Raw genomic sequence first — 18,354 nt, 5'->3', positions numbered from 1 at the left:
GGATCAGGGCCGACCGGTGCGGATGGTAAAGGCCCCTGACCGCGGACGGTTTCTGCCAGTCCTGGCCCGCACCCGCTCAATCCGTCGTCCGGTCGGGCCGATAGTCTACGACTGTCTCAAGCTCGTGTTCGTCAGGTCGGGGTCCGCGATCGTGTTCAGCGAGTTCGGGCACCAGCCGGCCAGCTTCGGTGATGCGATCCTGATCGGCCCGAACGTGTTGTTCAGCGCCGAACCCGAAGACTACGTCACTCTCACCGCGATCTACGTCGATACCGACTTCGCGCTCGATCAGTTCTTCTGGCAGCACTCGACCGTCCTGCACGATCGGCTCGACGCGCAAGGGTTTGCCGAGAAGGTCTACTCCGAGCCGGCCCAGGTCCTGCGCCTGGGCAGAGACCGGGCGGGCATGGTGACGCCGTGGCTGGACGAGATGGTCGCCCTCAGTATTGAGGGCTGTTTCCCGCAGCGGTTCAACCGGTTGCAGGCCCTCTGGTTCGCGGTGATGGATGTCGTCGCCCCACACATCCGTATCTCGCCGGTGCGGTTGACGCCGTTGCAGCGGGCGCGCTCGCGTCCCGTGTTGCCGCGTACCCGGCGGTTCGCGCCGCTGCGCCGTGAAGCGATGCTCGCGCGCGAAGCCCTCCACGAGAACGTCGCGCACCCGTGGACGCTGGGCGAACTGGCCGAGACCGTGCGGCTATCTCCGCAACAGCTCACGCGGGTGTTCGCTGAGGCGTTCGGGAAGACCCCGATCGCTTACCTGACGATGCTGCGGGTGCAGGAGATGGCGCGGCTGCTGCGCGAGACCGACCTGCCCGTGGCTGCTGCGGGCCGGCATGTGGGCTGGTCGAGCCGGTCACGGGCGACGGAGGCGTTCATCGAGCACACCGGGCTCAGCCCGAGCCGCTACCGCGCCATGCGCCCCGTCACCACGGATCACCCCGAGAACGGCACCGTGGTCCGGTAAACCCTCACTTCGTCCGGCGTCCGACCGGACATCCCCGCTTCCCGTCGACCGTCGGCGGGAGCGCTGGTAGGCCGGTATGTCCTACGTCAGGCACGACCACAAGTTGTCCTGGCGGCCAACCTACCGATCCCGTAGTTCGCTGACCGTCTCGACTCGCCGGATGTGCCTGGCTCACCTCGCAGGTACAGGGCCCGCCGCCGCCCCTGGTGGCTGGCCCGCCTGGAGGAGGCCGGACGATGGCGACGAGGCAAGAGGAGGCCCGCCAGGCGCGGGAGGCGAAGCTCGACGAGCTCCACGACAGGCTCACCGGCGCGGTCGAGCGACTCGTCACCGGTGAGGACTGGGCCGACGCGCTCCGGTTCGCCGCGAGGTTCCGGTCGCGGTCGTTCAACAACGTCCTGCTGATCTGGGAACAGCATCAGGCCGCGTTCGAGCAGGGCCGGGTGCCCGAGCCGTTCCCGACCTATGTCGCCGGGTACAAGCAGTGGCAACAGCTCGGCCGACAGGTCGGCAAAGGCCAGGCCGGATACCAGATCCTCGCCCCCGTCACCGGCCGATTCGCGTCGGCGAACCCCTCCGATCCCGCGTCGTGGCGGCGCCTGAACCGGGGCGAGAAGCCCAAGCCGGGCGAGACTGTGCGCTCGAAGATGGTCGGGGTACGCCCGGCCTACGTCTGGGATGTCTCCCAGACCACCGGCGACCCGCTCCCGAAGAAGCCGGAGCCGCGGCTGCTGACCGGGGAGGCGCCGGAAGGACTGCGCGAGGGGCTGGCGGGACGGATCAAGGCGGAGGGGTTCGAGCTGCTGTGGGTGCCGCACGAGGGCATGATCGGCGGCGCGAACGGGCTCACGAACTTCGAGACCCGCCAGGTCGCCGTGCGGGAGAACATGCCCGACGCCGCGCAGGTGAAGACCGAGGGCCACGAGCTCGCCCACGTCCTGATGCATGGCCCCGACCAGGAGGAGGCCCGCCGACATCGCGGGATCGGTGAGGTCGAGGCCGAATCCGTGGCGCTGATGATCGGTGCCGCTCACGGGATGGACACCAGCGAGTACACGATCCCGTACGTGGCCGGGTGGGCGGCGGCCGTGGATGGGAAGAACCCGGTCGAGGTGGTCCAGGCCGCCGGGGAGCGGATCCGCAAGACCGCGATCAACATCCTCGATGGGCTCGACACGACCCAGGTGCCCGATGGCACCCCGCCCGGCCTCGACCGCGACACCCAACGCCGCCCACTAGAACGTGGCGCCGGCCGGGCGGCGCCTGCCGCGGAGCCTGAGGAGCTGCGACCCGAGCGGGCGGGGCGGGGGCTGTGATGACGGTCCGTGATCTGTCGGCGATCTTCCTCGACGCCACCGACCAGCCTCTCCCGTACGCGGCCCGCGGGCTTGCGTCTGCGGGGGTGCCGGTGTTCCCGGTCGCGCCGCGCGACAAGGTGCCGCTGATCCGCCACGGCCGCGGGTTCCGGGACGCAACAACTGACCTGCGGCAGGTCGAGGCGTGGTGGCGGCGCTTCCCGCAGGCGAACATCGGTGTGCCGACCGGCGCTGCCTCCGGGCTGGTCGTGGTGGATGTGGACGTGCACGGCACGAACGGCTACGACGCCCTGCACCGCGCCGACCGAGCCGGCCTCGTCATGGGGTGGGAGTTCCTGGTGCGTACGCCGACGGGCGGCCTGCACCTCTACTACCCAGCCGCCGACGAGATGGAGCAGCGGTCGTGGCAGGCCGGGGACGCGGGGATCGACTTCCGCGGCGACGGCGGCTACATCGTCGCCCCACCCTCGCTGCGCGTGATCGACGGCGAGATGGTGCCGTACCGGATCACCGAGCTCGGCACTGAGCCCGCACGCCCGCTGGACGCGGGCCGGCTGCGGGGCTTTCTCGAACCGCCCCGCCCGCCGCGTCGATTCCCGCCTCGGATGCGCGGGCAGGGGCGGACTGATCCGCAGAAGCTCGGACTGGTTGGGCGGAGAGCGCACGGACCGGAATCGGAAGCTGGTCTGGGCCTCGTGCGTGCTCGCCGAGGAAGGCGTGCCGTATCGGGAGGCGCTGGACGCGATGCTCACGGTCGAGCAGCCCGACTTCGGGTCTCGGGAGATCACCCGCACCGTCACCTCCGGCTACAAACGCATCCACGGCACCCCAGCTCCGGCAGGTGAGACGAGGGCGTCCCGCCCCGGCCCGTCACATGACGCGGCCCCGGAGCAGCGGCTCGCGCCGGCGAGGGGGTTGTGATGACTCGGCGGCGCGGGTGGGCGGTGGTCACGGCCGCGTCGGGCACCGTGCTCATCGGCGCGGGCGCGTTCTGGCTGTCGTTCACGGCGCTGGCCGACCTCGCCGTGCGCTCGGGGATCGGGGGCGGGCAGGCGTGGATCTGGCCGCTGCTGGTCGACGGGCTGATCGTCGTCGCCACCGTCGCCGTGGTCGCTCTCGATGGGCACCGGGCGGCGTGGTATCCGTGGGCGCTGCTCATTGGCGGCGCACTTGTCTCGGTGGTCGCGAACGCCGCGCACGCCCTGGTCACCGCCGAGGCGTCCGTGCCGGGCCTGCTCGCCGCGACCGTCGCCGCCGTCCCACCCCTGGTGCTGCTGGCGTCCACGCATCTGACCGTCGTGCTCATCCGCTCCACCCGCACCACGACCACCCCGCCGCAGACCGATGAGCCGCTGCCGGCTCTCCCGCCGGCAGGCACCGCACCCGAGACCCCAACCCAGAGCCCGGCGCCGGAGCCCGACGCCCCCTCACCGCAGCACGAGGACAAAGACGAAGTAGAGCCGACCGCGCCCGCGATCCACGAGGCCCACGAGCCGGCTCCGACGGTGGCTAGTTCTGGGCGGCGGGAGCGGGCGGCGCGGCTGCGGGAGGCGGGTTGGTCGAACAAGCAGATCGCCCGCGAGCTCGACGTGCATCCCTCCACCGTGGGCCGCTGGCTTCCCCAACAAGCCCAGCCCAAGCCCGAACCCGCGGTCGAGGTGTCTGAGTCGTCCGGCCCGCAGGAGGCCGGCATCCCACCTGAACATTCCGAGGAGGAACTGTCATGAACGCCGAACAGCATCCGCACGACCAGCAGTCGCCCGAGCAGCCACCATCCGAGGCGGCAGGGCCGGAGCGGCCTGATCCGTCGGCGGGGATGGCGCCGGAGGCGATCCAGGCCGCCGATGTCGACAGGGAGAAGCAGAGCGCGGAGGGCGTGGACGTGGAGAGGCCGACGCGCGGGGTGGACTGGGTGCGCGCCTCCGATCTGATCGCCCGTGGCGGCGGCTCTCTGTCGCGGCGGGGCATCGACCTGGACGCCAAGCTCGTTCGTGGGACCCGGCATGGCATCGCGGTCAGCGCCAAATATGTCGGTCGGCAGATCGCCGCGGGTGCGAGGCGGCTGCCGCCGCTGTCGGCGTTCGGCCGCGAGGAGCCCGCGCCCGAGGCGCTGGGTCTGGGCAGGAAGTGACCAGGGGTGAGCCGTCATGTCCACGATCCGACGTTCTTTCCCTGACCGCCCCGCTGTTCGTGGGAGCCGGTGTGCACCTGCCTGGCAGGAGGTGCCGAGATGATCCCGCACACAACGACCGCCGCCGGCCCGGGCGGCGAGGACTACACGACGGGCGAGGGCCTGCGCGCCCTGCTGACCCGGCTGCACGCGGAAGGACCGGGAGCGTGGCGCACCGACCCGACCGCCGCGAAGCTCATGCAGTACGCGGCCGACAAGTATGCGGCTCTGGCGCGTAAGCATGGCCTTGATCCGTGGGAGGCGGCGGGTGCCGCGTTCGATGTGATGCGCACTCGCTCCGCGCGCGAGGCCGATGACCCGTGGGGCGTGGTCACTCACGCGGTGCGGATCACCTGCATCGCCGAGGAACGCGCCCAAGGCCTGCTCTGTTCGACGCATCAGGCGCGCCGCCCGCACTACTCGGTCTTCCATGACGCAGAACGCCTCTCTGACCGCGAGAACCCGCTGGATGACTACCATCCCGCGTTCCACATCACCGACCCCCACCCCGACGACGAACACGACGAGAACGGGAGTGTGAGGGAGGTGGTGGAGCCGGCCGAGGTGGTCACGTCGGCCTCTGGGGCGGTGGAGGACGCGATCGCGTTCGTCACGGTCCTCGGCTGGCCGGCCCAGACCGCCCGCGCCGCGGTCGAGCATGTCTGCCACGCCCTCGCCCGTGCTGGGTCGCGGCAGTCCGCGTTCGAGGTGCTGCGCCGCGACCAGCACTCCCGCGCCCTGCTCGACCTGCCCGGCTCCTCGTGGACGGCGCTGCTGCGGGCGCTGCTCGGCAACCCCGCCCCCGGTGTCGCAGCCACCTCGGCCGGGCGGGGCATTCTGCTGCGCCTGCTGATCGGCGAGACGCTGCCGGTGCTGCTGCACGACGACGACCTCGTGCTCACAGTGTCACTGGCGGCACCCCGGAATGGGGGCCGGCGATGAGCATCGAGCTGGAACGGGCCGTGTCCTCGATCAGGATCGGGAACCGGCACCGCACCGACCTGGGCGACATCGACGCCCTGGCCGCGTCCATCGCTCGCGACGGGCTGCTCCAGCCTCCGACGATCACCCCGGACGGGGTGCTCGTGTGCGGCAGGCGCCGGCTCGCCGCGATCCAGCAACTCGGCTGGCGCACCGTGAACGTGTGGGTGCGGCAAGGGATCTCCGACCGGCTCGGGCAACTCCTCGCGGAGCAGGACGACAACCTTCTACACAAGGACCTCACCCCACTGGAAGCCGCATCCCTCTACCGCGAGCTCAAGACCCTCCTCGCCGAGGACGCGGCCCGCCGTCAGGAAGCATCCCGGTTCAGCACCGATCACCAACCGTCCGAGACCGGCGAGGGTGGGGAGGACGGTGGCGGAAAATTTCCGACACCGTCACCGACACCTTCACCGAGTGCGGCGGGTGAGGCGCGGCAGCAGGCGGCGGCGATGATCCCGGGCGCGGCGTCGTATCGGACGCTGGACAAGATCGAGGCGATCCAGCAGGCCGCCGACCGTGACGACCTCCCCGACGACACCCGAGCCCAGGTCGCGGATGCGTTGGCACGGATCGAGGCGGGCGCGCCGGTGCATCCGATCTTCGAGGAGGTCCGCGCCCTCCTCGACGACCCCGCCCGGACCCGGGATGCGGAGTTGGACCGGCTCGCACAGGAAGCGGTCGCCCGCGCCAAGAACCGGCCCCGCCGCACGAAGACGGCGGCCGCTCCCGCGCCGGCGAGGCTCACGGTGTGGACGGCCCGCTCGTTCGTCGTGATCTGGGGCGAACTGGTCGACTGGTGGACGCATTACGACCCGGCCGTGCTCGCCGGCGAGCTCACCGAGGAGCAGATCGAGATGTTCCTGACGATCGCCGACGGCACCGCCCGCTTCGCCACCGCCCTCCGCGCCGCACGCAACCAGAACACCGACAACGACGACGACCGTGCAGAGGGCGAGGGTGGGGTACGGCATCTGCGCGCCCTCTGACCCTCACGTTGCTTGGCCGCCCCGGACCCCTGTAGGGGGTGCTGGGGCGGATGTGCGTCGGGGTGCACCTGGTGGGCATGAACTCGACAGATGCTTCTCGTTCCCGCCGCCGACTGGTCGTCTTGATCTCGGCCGCGGTCGTCGTGCTGCTCCTGGTCGGCGTCGGCGTCTACGGCCTGGTCGCCGGCCCCCGCACCACCAGCGACCCGCCACCCGCGCGCCCGTCACCGACCGCACTGGGCACGACGGAGCAGGGGCCGCGGGAGCTGGCGCCGATCCCTGAGACCGACGACCCGGAGGAGTTCGCCCGCGCCGTTGCGGAGGCGCTGTTCGGGTGGGATACGACCAGCGGGCTGATGCCGCTGGACTACACCAGCGTTCTCCTGGCCGTTGCCGATCCGTCCGGGGTCGAGCAGGCGGGTCTGGCCTCGGATATCGCCGGCTATCTCCCGAACCGGGAGACCTGGGTCGAGCTGCGCAAGTACAGCACGACCCAGCGCTTGGAGCTCACCGATGTGTTCGTGCCGGAGGCGTGGGCGGAGGCGGAATCGCAGGCGCAGCCGGGGCAACTGGCGCCCGGCACCATCGCGTACACGGTCGAGGGTGTCCGCCACCGGCAGGGGGTCTGGAATGACGAGGCGACGTCGAGTGCGCATGAGGTGGCGTTCACGATCTTCCTGACCTGCCCGCCGGGCGGCGACCCGTGTTATCTGCTGCGCCTGTCCGTCCTCGACCAGCCCCTGCGCTGACACCGGGGAGGAGACGCTGATGCTGCGCAAAACGATCGCGGGGCTCGCCGCCCTCGTCCTGCTCGGCCCGATGGTCGTGCTCGTCTCGGTCGGGCTGCTCGTCAACCCCTCCGCCGCCTCCTGCGCCGCCCCCGGCGGCAGCGTGCAGGTCGGTGACGTGCCGGACGAGCTGACCTCGACCACCCGCGACGGGGAACCGATCGTCCTCGGCAAGGCCGAGCTCACCCACGCCGCCACGATCATCGAGACCGGTTCGACCATTGACGGGGTCGGCCGGGATGGGATCGTGATCGCGTTGATGGCGGCGTTGACCGAGTCGCGGATGCGGATGCTCGCCAACACCTCCGCGTATCCGGAGAGCGGCGACTACCCGAACGACGGCGATGGCTCGGACAACGACTCGTTGGGGCTGTTTCAGATGCGGCCGGCCTCCGGGTGGGGCACCGTCGCCGAGCTCATGGACCCCGACTATCAGGCCGCCGCGTTCTACGGTGGCCCGGGCGGCCCCAACGGCGGCTCACCGAGAGGGCTGCTGGACATTCCCGGGTGGGAGCAGATGGGCAAGGGCGAGGCCGCCCAGTCGGTGGAAGTCAGCGCGTTCCCGGACCGCTACGACAACTTCGAGCCGGTCGCCGAAGACATCCTCACCGCCCTCACCAGCAGCGGCACTGGCAGTGGCGATCCCGGCCCTACCCGTGCTCCGGTCCTGGTGGGTGCGGAGCCGGTCGAGTCCTCGCGGGTGGTGTTCCCGCTGCCGGAGGGCACGTGGGTGCCGACGAGCCCGTTCGGGCCGAGGACGCATCCGATCACCGGGGAGCAGTCCTTCCACACCGGCAGCGATTTCTCCGCCCCGGACGGCACGCCGATCCTCGCAGCCGCGGACGGCACCGTGACGGTCTCGGAGTTCTCCGGCGGCTACGGCGGTCTCGTCGTCATCGAGCACCGCATCGACGGGAAGACCATGGCGACGGCGTACGCGCATTCCTGGGAGCACGGTATCCACGTCGCGCCGGGTGACACGGTGCGGGCCGGGCAGCACATCGCCGACGTCGGCAGCTCGGGGATGTCGACGGGGCCGCATCTGCATTTCGAGGTCCGCGACGGCGGCACGGACGGCGAGTACATCGACCCCGCGAAGTGGCTCAACGACCACGACGCCGCCGACCTCGACGAGTCCGACGTCACCCCGCCCGGGCAAGAAGGCTGCGACACCGGCTCCGACGGCGAAGCGCCGGGTGATCCGGCCCCGGTGGAGGGCGACCCGGACGAGCTGGTGGACGACCCCACCAGCGGTGGGCAGATCACGGTGCGGACGCGCAGCGTCTACGAACAGACCCTCGCCGCGTTCCCGGAGTCGACGTGGGCGTGCTACTCGCCCCGGCCGGGATCGAAATCGGAGCATCCCATCGGGCGTGCGTGTGATGTGGCGTTCGGGAATGCGATCGGCCAGTACCCGACCCCGGCCCAGCTCGAGTACGGGTGGCGGGTCACCGACTGGCTCCAAGAGCACGCCGAGATCCTCGGCGTCGAGTACCTGATCTGGCAAGGGAAGATCTGGTCCCTCGCCCGCGCCGATGAGGGCTGGCGCGACTACAGCGGTGGCGGGATGCACGACCCCTCAGATGTGACCGGCGGGCACTTCGACCACCTCCACATCACGGTCCGGGAGGGGGCGTGATGGAGGTGTTCCCGGATTTCGAAGGGCTGTCGGGGATCGAGGATCTGCGGGAGGTCGCCGGCGCGGTGTTGATGTTCGTGCTGATCGTGGCGGTGCTGATGCTGATCGTCTCAGGCGTCTGCTGGGCGATCGGCTCCAGCAACGGCAACTACCAGCTCGCCGCCCGCGGCCGGGCCGGGGTGTTCGTGTCCTTCGCCGGCGCGATCCTCGCCGGCGCCGGCGTGGCGTGGCTGAACTGGCTCATCACCATCGGCAACCAGCTCTAACCCCGCTGCGGCCGTCGTCTGTTTTCTCTGGCCCGTCCTCGGGTGCTTCGGCACCTCGGGGCGGGCCTTTCGTGTGCCCGGGGGTCGCGGGGTGCACCTGGCGGTCGGAACTGTCTCTCGGCTCGTGAAAGGGCACATCGTGATCGACATCGACCCCAACTCCAGCGGACTGCCGGGCATCGAGCAGCTGCGTACCATCGTCGGCGCCGTGATGACCGTCGGCCTCATCCTCGCCGTGCTGGCGCTGATCGTCTCCGCGATCGTCTGGGCCTACGGCTCCAACTCCTCGAACCCGCATCTGGCGGGGCGGGGGAAGACGGGGCTGCTGATCTCCTGTGGCGCGGCCGTGATCTGCGGCGCCGCCGTCGCGCTGGTGAACTTCGGCTGGTCGGTCGGCCAGCAGGTCTAACCCCTCGGCGTGTGAAAGGAGGGGTGCGCCGTGAGCGTGTGCGATATCCCCGTCATCTCGAATGTGTGCGACGCGGTCGGTGAGGGCACCGCGTCCCTGATCGCCGCCCCGTTCGACTGGCTCGCCTCCTCGATGGCCGGGGCCGCGGCCTGGCTGATGGAGACGATGTGGACCGTCTTCGACACCACCACCCTGGTCGACCTGAACCAGGACGGGTTCGTCTCGGTCTACAACATCGTCTTCGGGATCGCCCTGTTCATCATCGCGATCTTCTTCTTCCTCCAACTCATCACGGGGATGATCCAGCGCGACCCCGGCGCCCTCTCACGTGCCGCGCTCGGGGCGGGCAAGTCGATCCTGGGCAGCTTCGTGGTCATCACGTTGACGACGGTGCTGCTGCTGGAGATCGTCGACCAGCTGTGCATCGGCCTCATCCAGGCCGCCGGGGAGACCACCGAATCGATGGGCAACCAGCTCCTCCTCCTCGCTGGCGCCCTGTCCGGGCTGAACATCGCCGCCCCCGGCGTGGGCGCGATCGTCAGCATCTTCCTCGCCGGGCTGATGATCGCCGCGATCGGGATCGTCTGGTTCAGCTTGTTGATCCGCAAGGCGCTGATCCTCGTCACCGTGGTCCTCGCCCCGCTGGCGTTGTCGGGGGCGTCGTGGGATGTGACGAAGGGGTGGATCGGGAAGTGGGTGACGTTCCTGATCGCCCTGATCGTCTCGAAGCTGGTGCTCGTCGTGGTGTTCTTGGTCGCGATCACGCAGGTCGCGACCCCCATCGACGCCGGCTTGACCGCGGTGACCGAGCCGATCGCCGGGATCGTGCTGCTCGGGATCGCGGCGTTTGCCCCCTACATGGTCTACCGGCTCCTGAGTTTCGTGGGCTTCGACCTCTACAACACCATGGGCGCCGAGCAGGACGCGAAGAACGCCATGAACCGGCCCCTCCCGATCCCCACCCGGGGCGGTGAGGGCCCGAAGAAGATCCTCGACGGCTCCAGCGGCGGCGGTGGTGGTGACGGGGATGGCGGTGGGAGCCCGCCCGCGGCGAAGCCGCCCGCCAGCACTGAGACCGCGGGGACGGAGACCGCGACCGCCGAGGCGGGAACGGAGACGGCCGCGAGCAGCGGGCCTGCCGCCCCGGTCGTGGCCGGCGTGATCGTGGCCAAAGAAGCCGCCGAGGCCGGCCCCGAGGCCGGCAATGAGGTCGGCGCCCAGGCCGACACTGCCGCCGCGGGAGCGCAGAACACCGGCAACACCACCACCCCCGGAGGCGATGTCGGTTCGGGCGGTACGCCGCCGGCTCCGTCGGCGCCGGTGCCCAACACCCCAACCGAACCGGCAGAACCCGGCCCGGCCGGAGGGAAGGAGTAGACGATGCCACGCACCGACGACACAACGGAGTCAGCTGGCGAGCTGGTGCCGGTGAAGTTCTCCCGCCTCACCCGACGCGGCCTCATCCTGGGCCTGTCACTGTCGCAGATGATCGCCCTCGGCATCGGCGGCGCCTCCCTGATCGGAGCGCTCTACGCTGGCGGCGGCATCCTCATCGCCTACTCCGCCCCCATCTGGGCGGCCGCGATCGCCCTGACCTGGGTGAAGATCAGCGGCCGAGCCCTGGTCGAATGGATACCCGTCTGCGCCTGGTGGGCCTGGCGCACCACCGGCGGACAGCTTCTCTACCGCCGCCGAATCGTCACCCCGAGACCGGAGGGCACGCTCGCGCTGCCCGGCGACATGGCCAGGTTGCGCGAGTACACCGATCCCGAGACCGGGGCCGGGATGATCCACGACCCGACCGCGAACACGCTCACCGTGGTGGTGTCGGTCACGCATCCGGCGTTCGTGCTGCTCGACCCGTCCGAGCAGCACCGCCGCGTCACCGCCTGGGGCCGCGTGCTCGCCACGATCTGCCGCTCCGGCCGGGTCGCCACCCTCCAAGTCCTGGAGCGGACGCTGCCGGATTCGGGGCAGGGGCTCGCCGAATGGTGGGCCGAGCACGGCACCCACGACGACTCCTGGGCCTCCACCACCTACAGCGAGCTGATCGACCGTGCCGGGCCTGCCGGGGAACGTCACGCCACGACGCTGTCGTTGTCGTTGGATATGAAGGCGGCGGGCCGGCAGATCCGCACCGCCGGTGGCGGCCTGAAAGGGGCGGCGAACGTGCTCCGCCAGGAGATGACCACCCTCCTCTCCGCGCTCCGCGCCGCCGACCTCACCCCCTCCGGCTGGCTGTCCACGGGCGAGCTGGCGGTGATGCTGCGCACCGCCTACGACCCCGCCATCGGGCCGACTCTGGAACGCCACGGACAGCTCGGCCAGGACCTCGCGACCGCCGGCCCGGTCGCGGTCGCCGAGACGTGGGAGCGGTTGCGGACCGATTCCGGCTATCACGCCGTGCTCTGGATCTCGGAGTGGCCCCGCGCGATGGTGTATCCCGGGTTCCTCGCCCCCATCACCTTGTCGACAGGGATACAGCGGTCGATCTCGCTGATCTGCACCCCGCTCCGCACCGACCAAGCCGTGCGCGATATCCGCAAGAAGAAGGTGGAGTACATCAGCGACCGCGCCCAGCGGGCGAAGATCGGGCAGATCCAGGACGCCTCCCAGACCGCCGAGTACGAGGACGTGCTGCGCCAGGAAGCCGATCTGACCGCCGGGCACGGGGTGCTGCGCTACACCGGCCTCATCGCCATCACCGCCCCCACCGTCGAAGAGCTCGACACGGCGGTCGCGGCGATCGAGCAGGCCGCGATCCAGGCGTCATGCGAAACCCGGCGCCTGGTTGGGCAGCAGGCCGCCGCGTTCACCGCCGCCGCCCTGCCCATCGCCCGCCGCATCTGAGATGTGGTCAGTCGGTGGGCTCGACCAGGATCGTGGCACCGGGGTCGACGTCGGGAGCTGCGGCGAGGGTCGGGAGCTCGGCACCGTCGAGGCCGGCCATCTCCAACGCGGCCTGTCCGGACAGATGCGCCGAGCGCACGGACTGTCCGTTCGCGATGGAGGCGTAGAACTGGGCGGCGTAGTTGATGGCGTCTCCGTCGTCGATGCTGTCGGCCATGCCGATAGCGAACGGGACGACGTCCGCGACGAGTTGATCGATCTGCGCGGCAGATTTGCAGGCGTTGAGCAGCACGAGCAGGGGCGGGTCGTCAGTGGCGGCGATGGCGCGGGAGAACGCGCGCGCCGTGACGACGTGCCCGGCGTGCGGTGCGTCGGTGTCGTGTTCGAAGACGATGAGGTCTTCGTTGCTGTGTCCGGAGAAGTGCACGACGTGCGGACGGAACTTGGTGATGCCGTCCAGCAGGTCGCTCGCGGTCGCGGCAGGGCGGACATCGAGTTCGATCAGGTCTCGGTGCAGCGCGGACTCGACGGCGGATCGGATACGCTTCTGCTCTCGCCCGACGCGCAGATCGCCTTCGGAGGACGCGCCGAGCAACAGCACCCGCAGCTTCTCGGGCTTGGGTGCACGCAGTTCCCGGAGCGCTTCGCCGACAGCATGTTCCGTGCGGTCGAAGCGCGCTTCGGTCGCCGCGCGTTCGGCGGCTGCGCGCCGATCAGCCGCGGTCTGCTCTCGCTTGCGCTTCCGTTCCGCCGCGTCGGCCTCGGAGCGCTCTGCTCGTGCGAGCTTGGTCTGGAGGTCTGCTTCCTGCTTACGGTAGCCGGAGGCCTTGGCCTGCCACTTGTTCGCTTCGCTTCCGGCGGACGCGGCCTCCTTGTCACGCTGCGCGGCCCGGCTCAACTTCGATTTCTATGTCGCCGCGCTCTTGGTCTTCGTCGCCTCCTGACGTGCCTTGTCCGCCTCGGCACGCTTCTTCGACTCCTTGTTCCGGTACTCACCGGCCTTCTTCTCCGCGTCGACGCGCTGCTTGCGCTTGCGCTCCAGCTCCCCGCGGTACTGCTGTGATCCCACCTCGGCTCCTCTCGATTCACCTGCGTGGCAACGCTATCCGGCACCACGGACAGAGCAGAGCCGTGCGCACCTGGGGAACACAGCGCCCCGACCCCATCTCACCTCCGCCGGGGTCGGGGCGCGCCGCGCCCGCCGAAACCTGAGGAGCTGTCATGCCGACATTCAACGATCCCCAAGCGGATGCCCGCGAAGCCGCTGAGGCCTTGCGCGGTCTCGCGCACGCCACGGCCGCCATCGAGGACCCGCGCGTCATGTATGAGGTCATCGGGAACCTGCTGGCCAGCACCCGGTACCTGGCTCAGGTCACCGATCAGCTCGCCCAGAACCATCACCGCAGTGCGGCACGGGCGACGACCGATCACGGTGATCCGCTCGCCGCACGGACGCTCATCAGCGACACGATCGATGCGCTGCGCACCGCGTCCGCCCGCATGGACCAGGCCGAAGTCTCCCTCGACCAGGCGTCCGGGAAGGCGGGGCAGATCGCGTGGAAGCCCGACGATCCGCAGCACCGGTGGGTCAGCATCGTGTTCCTCCAAGGCGAGGACGCGGACCCGGTGATGGAGATCATCGACCGGCAGGGCACGGACGCCGCGATCGCCCACCTCGCCGGCTGGGATCACGGCGAGGAGACCGTCAGCGATGCGATGGAGCACGGGTACGTCTACGACACCGCCCCGCAGAGCGCCGCCGACCGGCTCGCCACGTCCGGCGACTACGCCCTCACCTACAGCCTCGATCTGAACTACGTGGGCTTGTCCCGCCGCATCGACGCCCCCAACCCTGAGGCTCCGGCCTCCGGCACCACCATCCCGCCCCTCCCGGAGCCCGCGCCGCGGCGCGGGCGGCATGGCGGGACGGCACGATCGGGCGGGGCGTCGTCGTGGTTTCGGCCGGATGCGATCGATGAGGTCGCCGAGGACCGGGGGTTGTTCCGGTGAGCGGCGACCGCGAGAAGCTGCACTCCGCCGTCCTCGTCGCCCCGGCCAAGGAGCGGCGCCGGCTGCGCAAGCAGCGCCGGCAGGCGGCGGCGGAGCTCGTTGCCGCACAGCGGGAACGTGAGCGGGCCGAGGCGAGGGCGAAGCGGGAACGTGAGCGGGCCGAGGCGAGGGCGAAGCGGGAACGTGAGCGGGCCGAGGCGAGGGCGAAGCGGGAGCGTGAGCGGGCTGAGCTGCGGGCGACCCGGTATCTGCCCGCCGCCGGCGAGCCCGGTCCGGCGACGCTGCGCACGCCGGGCCGGTTTCGCCTCCCGAAGCATCAGGACACCTCGGCGATGCTGTCTGGGGCGTATCCGTTTCTCGCCGAGGGCGGCCTCGGCTCCCACGGCGTGTTCATCGGGCAGGACCTCTACTCAGGCGGGTCATTCGTTTACGACCCGTGGGTTTTGTATGCGAACGGGGTCATCACCGCCCCGAACGTCGTGGTCGCCGGGATCGTCGGCTCCGGCAAGTCGAGCCTGGCGAAGAGCCTCTACACGCGCTCGCTCGGGTTCGGTCGCCGCGTCTACATCCCCGGCGACCCGAAAGGCGAACACACGGCCGTGGCGGAAGCCGTCGGCGGGCGGGCGATCAAGCTCGGCCACGGCCTGCCCTCACGCTTGAATCCCCTCGATGAGGGCTACCGGCCGGCCGGGATGAGCGACGAACAATGGACCGCGACCGTCGTCTCCCGGCGACGCGACCTGATCGGAGCATTGACGGAGACCGTACTGGCGCGGCCCATGTCGCCGTTGGAGCACACCGCGATCGACACCGCCCTGGCGGCGACCATGCGCGGCAACTCGGTGCCGATCCTGCCGATGATCGTTGACCACCTTCTCGACCCCGCCGGCGACGAGGACGGCAGGCTCCGAGAGGACGGGCGGATGGTCGGCCACGCCCTGCGCCGCCTGGTCGCCGGTGACCTCGCCGGCTTGTTCGATGGTCCCTCGACGGAGGTGTTCGATCCGTCGCTGCCGATGATCTCCCTCGACCTCTCCCAGGTCACCGAGAACTCCACCCTCATCTCCGCGCTCATGACCTGCTCCAGCGCGTGGATGGAAGCCGCCCTCCTCGACCCCGCCGGCGGGCAGCGGTGGTGCATCTACGACGAAGCCTGGCGCCTCATGTCCCAGCCCGCCCTGCTGAGGCGGATGGACGCGCACTGGCGGCTCGCCAGGGCGTATGGGATCGCGAACGCGATGATCTTCCACAAGGTCTCCGATCTCGACAATGTCGGCGATCAGGGCTCGGCCATGCGCGGCCTCGCCAACTCCTTGTTGGCGAACGCGGAGACGAGGATCATCTACCGGCAAGAGAGCGACCAGCTCGGCCCCACCTCCGCGGCGCTCGGCCTGACCGGCACCGAACAGGCCCTGCTGCCGACGCTGGGGGTCGGGCAGGGGCTGTGGAAGATCAAGGGCTCCTCCTACGTCGTCCAACACCAGCTGCACCCGGCCGAGAATCGGCTCTTCGACACGAGCTCGCGGGCGGCGGCGCGCAGCTGACCGGACCGGGGTGGTGCGGTGCACCTGGCGGGCATGAGACACGCTCAGAGCCCCGCCGATTTGACCAGTTCTGCGCCGGTGGTGGTGCCGCATCTCGTGCTCGACGTGCACGAGGACGGCACCCTCACCGCGACCCTCGACCACCACCCGGTCGCTGCGCCGGAGGGTGTGGGGGCGTGGCGGCGGGCGATGTTCGCGCAGATCATCGATCTCGTCACCCACGACCGGGCGATCCCGGTAAGGGTCACCGTGCACGAGGTCGACGGCAGCACCTTCACCGACATTCTCCCCGCCGCCAAACGTCCCGCCCTGAAGCGCCACACGGACTCGGAGCCGGAGCCGGTGAGGAAAGCGGGCCGGCGTCGTCGCGGGGCCGACCCCATCCGGGTCGACGGCGGTGACGGGTTCATCTCCGGCGAAGACGTCGCCGTCGCGGTCATCGTCGCCCACACCGACGCGACCCCCGACGGCCGAGCCCGCGCCCTCCTCGACCCCGAGGTCGTCGCCGCGGCGAAGGCGGGTGAGGTGGTGCTGGTCGGGCGGGTCTCGGGCACGATCGCCGTCAGGGGCCTGTCATGACCGGCCCGCAGGGCCGCGCCGGCCAGCCGATGGGCGACGAACTCACCAACATCCTGCTCATCGCGATCGGCGGACTGCTCGGGGTCGCGTTCGTGCTCCGTGCCGCGGGCAGTATTGCCGCGTTCCTCACCGGCACCCCGCAGCCGACCACCGGGGCGACCGGCGGGGTCGCGGTGTTCTTCCACCCCTCCGACCCGGGCGGGCAGCTCGGCGCTGAGGGTCTGAACCCCGTCGTCTACTGGATCACCGCCGCCCTCATGCTCACCGCCCTGACCGCCGCGGGGCTCTGGGTCTGGAGCCTGATCCGCCGGCTGAGTCGGCAGGCCGCGGGCGATCCGCACCGGAAGGAAGGCACCGCCACGCGGCATGAGGCCGCCAAGGCGGCGTCAGTGAAGGCGCTCATGCGGCGGGCCGGCACCCTCCGCCCCAGCCTGGACAACCCGCAGCCGGGTGATGTCCGGTATCGGCTCGGCACCGCGCACCGCCGGGAGGTGTGGGCGAGCGTGGAGGACTCGATCCTGCTGATCGGCCCGCCCCGCTCCGGCAAGGGCCTGCACCTGATCATCCCGGCGATCCTCGACGCCCCCGGCGCCGTCGTCACCACCTCCACGCGCCCGGATAACGTCACCGCGTGCCTGCGCGCCCGCAAACGCATCGGCCCGGTCGCGGTGTTCGACCCCCAGCATCTCGCCGAAGGCCTGCCGGCGGGGATGCGCTGGTCACCGATCCGCGGATGCGAGTCCCCGCAGACCGCGATGATCCGCGCCGCCGGCCTCGCCTCCGCGACCGGCCTCTCCGCGGGCGGGGTCGAAGGCGGCGACTTCTGGGAAGGCAAAACCAAAGCCGCGCTGCAGGCCCTGCTGCACGCCGCCGCCCTCGACAGCCGGTCGCCATCTGAGCTGTTCCGCTGGACCCTCGACCCCACCAGCGCAGCGGACGCGGTCGCGATCCTCACCAACCACCCCGACGCGGCGACCGGGTGGGCGGACTCGCTCGCGTCGATGATCGACGCCGACCCGCGCACGAGAGATTCCATCTGGCAGGGCGTCAGCCTCTCGCTGGCGGCGCTGGCGGACCCGCGGGTGCTCGATGCCGTCTCACCCGCAGAGGGCGAGGAATTCGACCCCGAGGCGTTCATCCGCGATCGCGGCACCCTGTTCCTCCTCGCCACCGGCGCCGGCGCCGGGAACAGCGCCGCGCTCGTCGCCGCACTGGTCGAAGACCTCGTGGAGACCGCCCGCCGCATGGCCGCCCGCTCCACCGGTGCCCGGTTGGACCCGCCGCTGCTGTTGTGCCTGGATGAGATCGGGAACCTGGCACCTCTTCCCAGCCTGCCGACCCTGATGGCCGAGGGCGGCGGCACCGGCATCACCACCCTCGCCGTGCTCCAGTCCCTCGCGCAGGCGCGGGACAAGTGGAACGAGCACCAGGCCGGCGCGATCTGGGACGCGTCCATCGTGAAAATCATCCTCGGCGGCGCCTCCAACAGCCGCGACCTCCAGGACCTCTCCACGCTCATCGGGGAACGCGACGAGCTCACCGACACCACCACCGTCGGCGACCACGGCTCCCGCTCCAACCAACGCAGCGTGCGGCGGGTCGCGATCCTCCCGCCCGATCACATCCGACGCCTCCCGTTCGGCACCGCCGTCACCCTGCTGCGGTCGGCTCCGCCGATCATCACCGACCTGCGTGCCTGGCCCGACCGCCCCGACGGCACGCAGCTCCAGGCGGATCGAGCCGAGGTCGAACAGCTCCTGCACAACGCCCACCAGCAGTAACCCGCCGGGGTGGTCGGGTGCACCTGCCTGCCACGAGCAGCCCCCACGGACGAGCGGGCGGCATG

19 protein-coding genes are annotated in these 18,354 nt (G+C 70.7%); 17 read left to right on the top strand and 2 right to left on the bottom strand.

The features are described 5' to 3' along the window. Positions 1-151 precede the first annotated feature (151 nt). The 13 genes from J4H86_RS21600 to J4H86_RS21540 all read left to right on the top strand — a co-directional run bounded on the left by J4H86_RS21600 (position 152) and on the right by J4H86_RS21540 (position 12,375). The gene (locus tag J4H86_RS21600) at positions 152-967 is read left to right on the top strand and encodes a helix-turn-helix domain-containing protein (RefSeq protein WP_236539810.1); all 816 of its coding nucleotides are present in this window, start codon (positions 152-154) and stop codon (positions 965-967) included. A gap of 236 nt (positions 968-1,203) precedes the next feature. Then, positions 1,204-2,283: an ArdC-like ssDNA-binding domain-containing protein gene (locus J4H86_RS21595; protein ID WP_184398074.1), complete on the top strand. Its 1,080-nt coding sequence runs from the start codon at positions 1,204-1,206 to the stop codon at positions 2,281-2,283. Then, positions 2,283-3,128 (top strand): bifunctional DNA primase/polymerase, encoded by an 846-nt coding sequence (locus tag J4H86_RS21590; RefSeq protein WP_236539808.1) that lies wholly within the window; start codon positions 2,283-2,285, stop codon positions 3,126-3,128. The genes J4H86_RS21595 and J4H86_RS21590 overlap by 1 nt, the downstream gene beginning before the upstream one ends. 75 nt (positions 3,129-3,203) lie before the next feature. Then, the gene (locus tag J4H86_RS21585) at positions 3,204-4,010 is read left to right on the top strand and encodes a DUF2637 domain-containing protein (protein ID WP_184398070.1); all 807 of its coding nucleotides are present in this window, start codon (positions 3,204-3,206) and stop codon (positions 4,008-4,010) included. After that, the gene (locus J4H86_RS21580) at positions 4,007-4,414 is read left to right on the top strand and encodes a hypothetical protein (protein ID WP_184398067.1); all 408 of its coding nucleotides are present in this window, start codon (positions 4,007-4,009) and stop codon (positions 4,412-4,414) included. The genes J4H86_RS21585 and J4H86_RS21580 overlap by 4 nt, the downstream gene beginning before the upstream one ends. Before the next feature lie 99 nt (positions 4,415-4,513). Next, a complete protein-coding gene (locus J4H86_RS21575) occupies positions 4,514-5,395 on the top strand; it encodes a hypothetical protein (protein ID WP_236539807.1) in 882 nt (293 codons plus the stop codon). Next, on the top strand, positions 5,392-6,423 hold the full coding sequence (locus J4H86_RS21570) for a ParB N-terminal domain-containing protein (protein ID WP_236539805.1): 1,032 nt from the start codon (positions 5,392-5,394) through the stop codon (positions 6,421-6,423). Before J4H86_RS21575 ends, J4H86_RS21570 begins: the two co-directional genes overlap by 4 nt. 77 nt (positions 6,424-6,500) lie before the next feature. Next, entirely contained in the window at positions 6,501-7,172 is a 672-nt protein-coding gene (locus tag J4H86_RS21565; RefSeq protein ID WP_236539803.1) for a hypothetical protein, read from the top strand. A gap of 19 nt (positions 7,173-7,191) precedes the next feature. Continuing rightward, positions 7,192-8,850, top strand: coding sequence for a M23 family metallopeptidase (locus tag J4H86_RS21560; RefSeq protein WP_236539802.1), 1,659 nt, complete (start codon positions 7,192-7,194; stop codon positions 8,848-8,850). Then, complete coding sequence (locus tag J4H86_RS21555) at positions 8,850-9,116, top strand: DUF6112 family protein (RefSeq protein WP_184398062.1); 267 nt, start codon at positions 8,850-8,852, stop codon at positions 9,114-9,116. The genes J4H86_RS21560 and J4H86_RS21555 overlap by 1 nt, the downstream gene beginning before the upstream one ends. Positions 9,117-9,240: 124 nt before the next feature. After that, complete coding sequence (locus J4H86_RS21550; protein WP_236539800.1) at positions 9,241-9,525, top strand: DUF6112 family protein; 285 nt, start codon at positions 9,241-9,243, stop codon at positions 9,523-9,525. Positions 9,526-9,555: 30 nt separating this feature from the next. After that, the gene (locus J4H86_RS21545) at positions 9,556-10,902 is read left to right on the top strand and encodes a conjugal transfer protein TrbL (protein WP_236539799.1); all 1,347 of its coding nucleotides are present in this window, start codon (positions 9,556-9,558) and stop codon (positions 10,900-10,902) included. 3 nt (positions 10,903-10,905) lie between these two features. Further along, on the top strand, positions 10,906-12,375 hold the full coding sequence (locus J4H86_RS21540; RefSeq protein WP_236539797.1) for an SCO6880 family protein: 1,470 nt from the start codon (positions 10,906-10,908) through the stop codon (positions 12,373-12,375). A 7-nt stretch (positions 12,376-12,382) separates the two neighbouring features. On the opposite strand, the gene J4H86_RS21535 is transcribed toward J4H86_RS21540, so the two are convergent. Together J4H86_RS21535 and J4H86_RS21530 are read right to left on the bottom strand one after the other, a co-directional pair. Beyond that, positions 12,383-13,273, bottom strand: coding sequence for a CHAT domain-containing protein (locus tag J4H86_RS21535; RefSeq protein WP_236539795.1), 891 nt, complete (start codon positions 13,271-13,273; stop codon positions 12,383-12,385). A 9-nt stretch (positions 13,274-13,282) separates the two neighbouring features. After that, positions 13,283-13,444, bottom strand: a complete 162-nt coding sequence (locus J4H86_RS21530; RefSeq protein ID WP_236539793.1) for a hypothetical protein — start codon at positions 13,442-13,444, stop codon at positions 13,283-13,285. 152 nt (positions 13,445-13,596) lie between these two features. Here J4H86_RS21530 and J4H86_RS21525 point away from each other — a divergent pair, with 152 nt between their 5' ends. Genes J4H86_RS21525 through J4H86_RS21510 form a run of 4 tightly spaced genes read left to right on the top strand, consistent with a single transcriptional unit; the run spans position 13,597 to position 18,289 of the window. Further along, positions 13,597-14,385 (top strand): hypothetical protein, encoded by a 789-nt coding sequence (locus J4H86_RS21525; protein ID WP_236539791.1) that lies wholly within the window; start codon positions 13,597-13,599, stop codon positions 14,383-14,385. After that, positions 14,382-15,929, top strand: a complete 1,548-nt coding sequence (locus J4H86_RS21520) for a TraC family protein (protein ID WP_236539790.1) — start codon at positions 14,382-14,384, stop codon at positions 15,927-15,929. Before J4H86_RS21525 ends, J4H86_RS21520 begins: the two co-directional genes overlap by 4 nt. 60 nt (positions 15,930-15,989) lie before the next feature. Continuing rightward, the gene (locus tag J4H86_RS21515) at positions 15,990-16,508 is read left to right on the top strand and encodes a hypothetical protein (protein WP_236539787.1); all 519 of its coding nucleotides are present in this window, start codon (positions 15,990-15,992) and stop codon (positions 16,506-16,508) included. Continuing rightward, positions 16,505-18,289, top strand: a complete 1,785-nt coding sequence (locus J4H86_RS21510) for a type IV secretory system conjugative DNA transfer family protein (protein ID WP_236539785.1) — start codon at positions 16,505-16,507, stop codon at positions 18,287-18,289. The genes J4H86_RS21515 and J4H86_RS21510 overlap by 4 nt, the downstream gene beginning before the upstream one ends. The last annotated feature ends 65 nt before the right edge of the window (positions 18,290-18,354 follow it).

Source organism: Spiractinospora alimapuensis (assembly GCF_018437505.1).
Lineage (GTDB): Bacteria > Actinomycetota > Actinomycetes > Streptosporangiales > Streptosporangiaceae > Spiractinospora > Spiractinospora alimapuensis.
The sequence above is the reverse complement of the archived record's forward strand: the minus strand, read 5'-3'. Positions and strand labels throughout refer to the sequence as shown.

Bases quoted from the DNA above. Each gene is read 5' to 3' on its own strand.
- J4H86_RS21595 (WP_184398074.1), top strand. From the start codon at position 1,204: ATGGCGACGAGGCAAGAGGAGGCCCGCCAGGCGCGGGAGGCGAAGCTC.
- J4H86_RS21590 (WP_236539808.1), top strand. From the start codon at position 2,283: ATGACGGTCCGTGATCTGTCGGCGATCTTCCTCGACGCCACCGACCAG.
- J4H86_RS21585 (WP_184398070.1), top strand. From the start codon at position 3,204: ATGACTCGGCGGCGCGGGTGGGCGGTGGTCACGGCCGCGTCGGGCACC.
- J4H86_RS21580 (WP_184398067.1), top strand. From the start codon at position 4,007: ATGAACGCCGAACAGCATCCGCACGACCAGCAGTCGCCCGAGCAGCCA.
- J4H86_RS21575 (WP_236539807.1), top strand. From the start codon at position 4,514: ATGATCCCGCACACAACGACCGCCGCCGGCCCGGGCGGCGAGGACTAC.
- J4H86_RS21570 (WP_236539805.1), top strand. From the start codon at position 5,392: ATGAGCATCGAGCTGGAACGGGCCGTGTCCTCGATCAGGATCGGGAAC.
- J4H86_RS21565 (WP_236539803.1), top strand. From the start codon at position 6,501: ATGAACTCGACAGATGCTTCTCGTTCCCGCCGCCGACTGGTCGTCTTG.
- J4H86_RS21560 (WP_236539802.1), top strand. From the start codon at position 7,192: ATGCTGCGCAAAACGATCGCGGGGCTCGCCGCCCTCGTCCTGCTCGGC.
- J4H86_RS21555 (WP_184398062.1), top strand. From the start codon at position 8,850: ATGGAGGTGTTCCCGGATTTCGAAGGGCTGTCGGGGATCGAGGATCTG.
- J4H86_RS21540 (WP_236539797.1), top strand. From the start codon at position 10,906: ATGCCACGCACCGACGACACAACGGAGTCAGCTGGCGAGCTGGTGCCG.
- J4H86_RS21525 (WP_236539791.1), top strand. From the start codon at position 13,597: ATGCCGACATTCAACGATCCCCAAGCGGATGCCCGCGAAGCCGCTGAG.
- J4H86_RS21510 (WP_236539785.1), top strand. From the start codon at position 16,505: ATGACCGGCCCGCAGGGCCGCGCCGGCCAGCCGATGGGCGACGAACTC.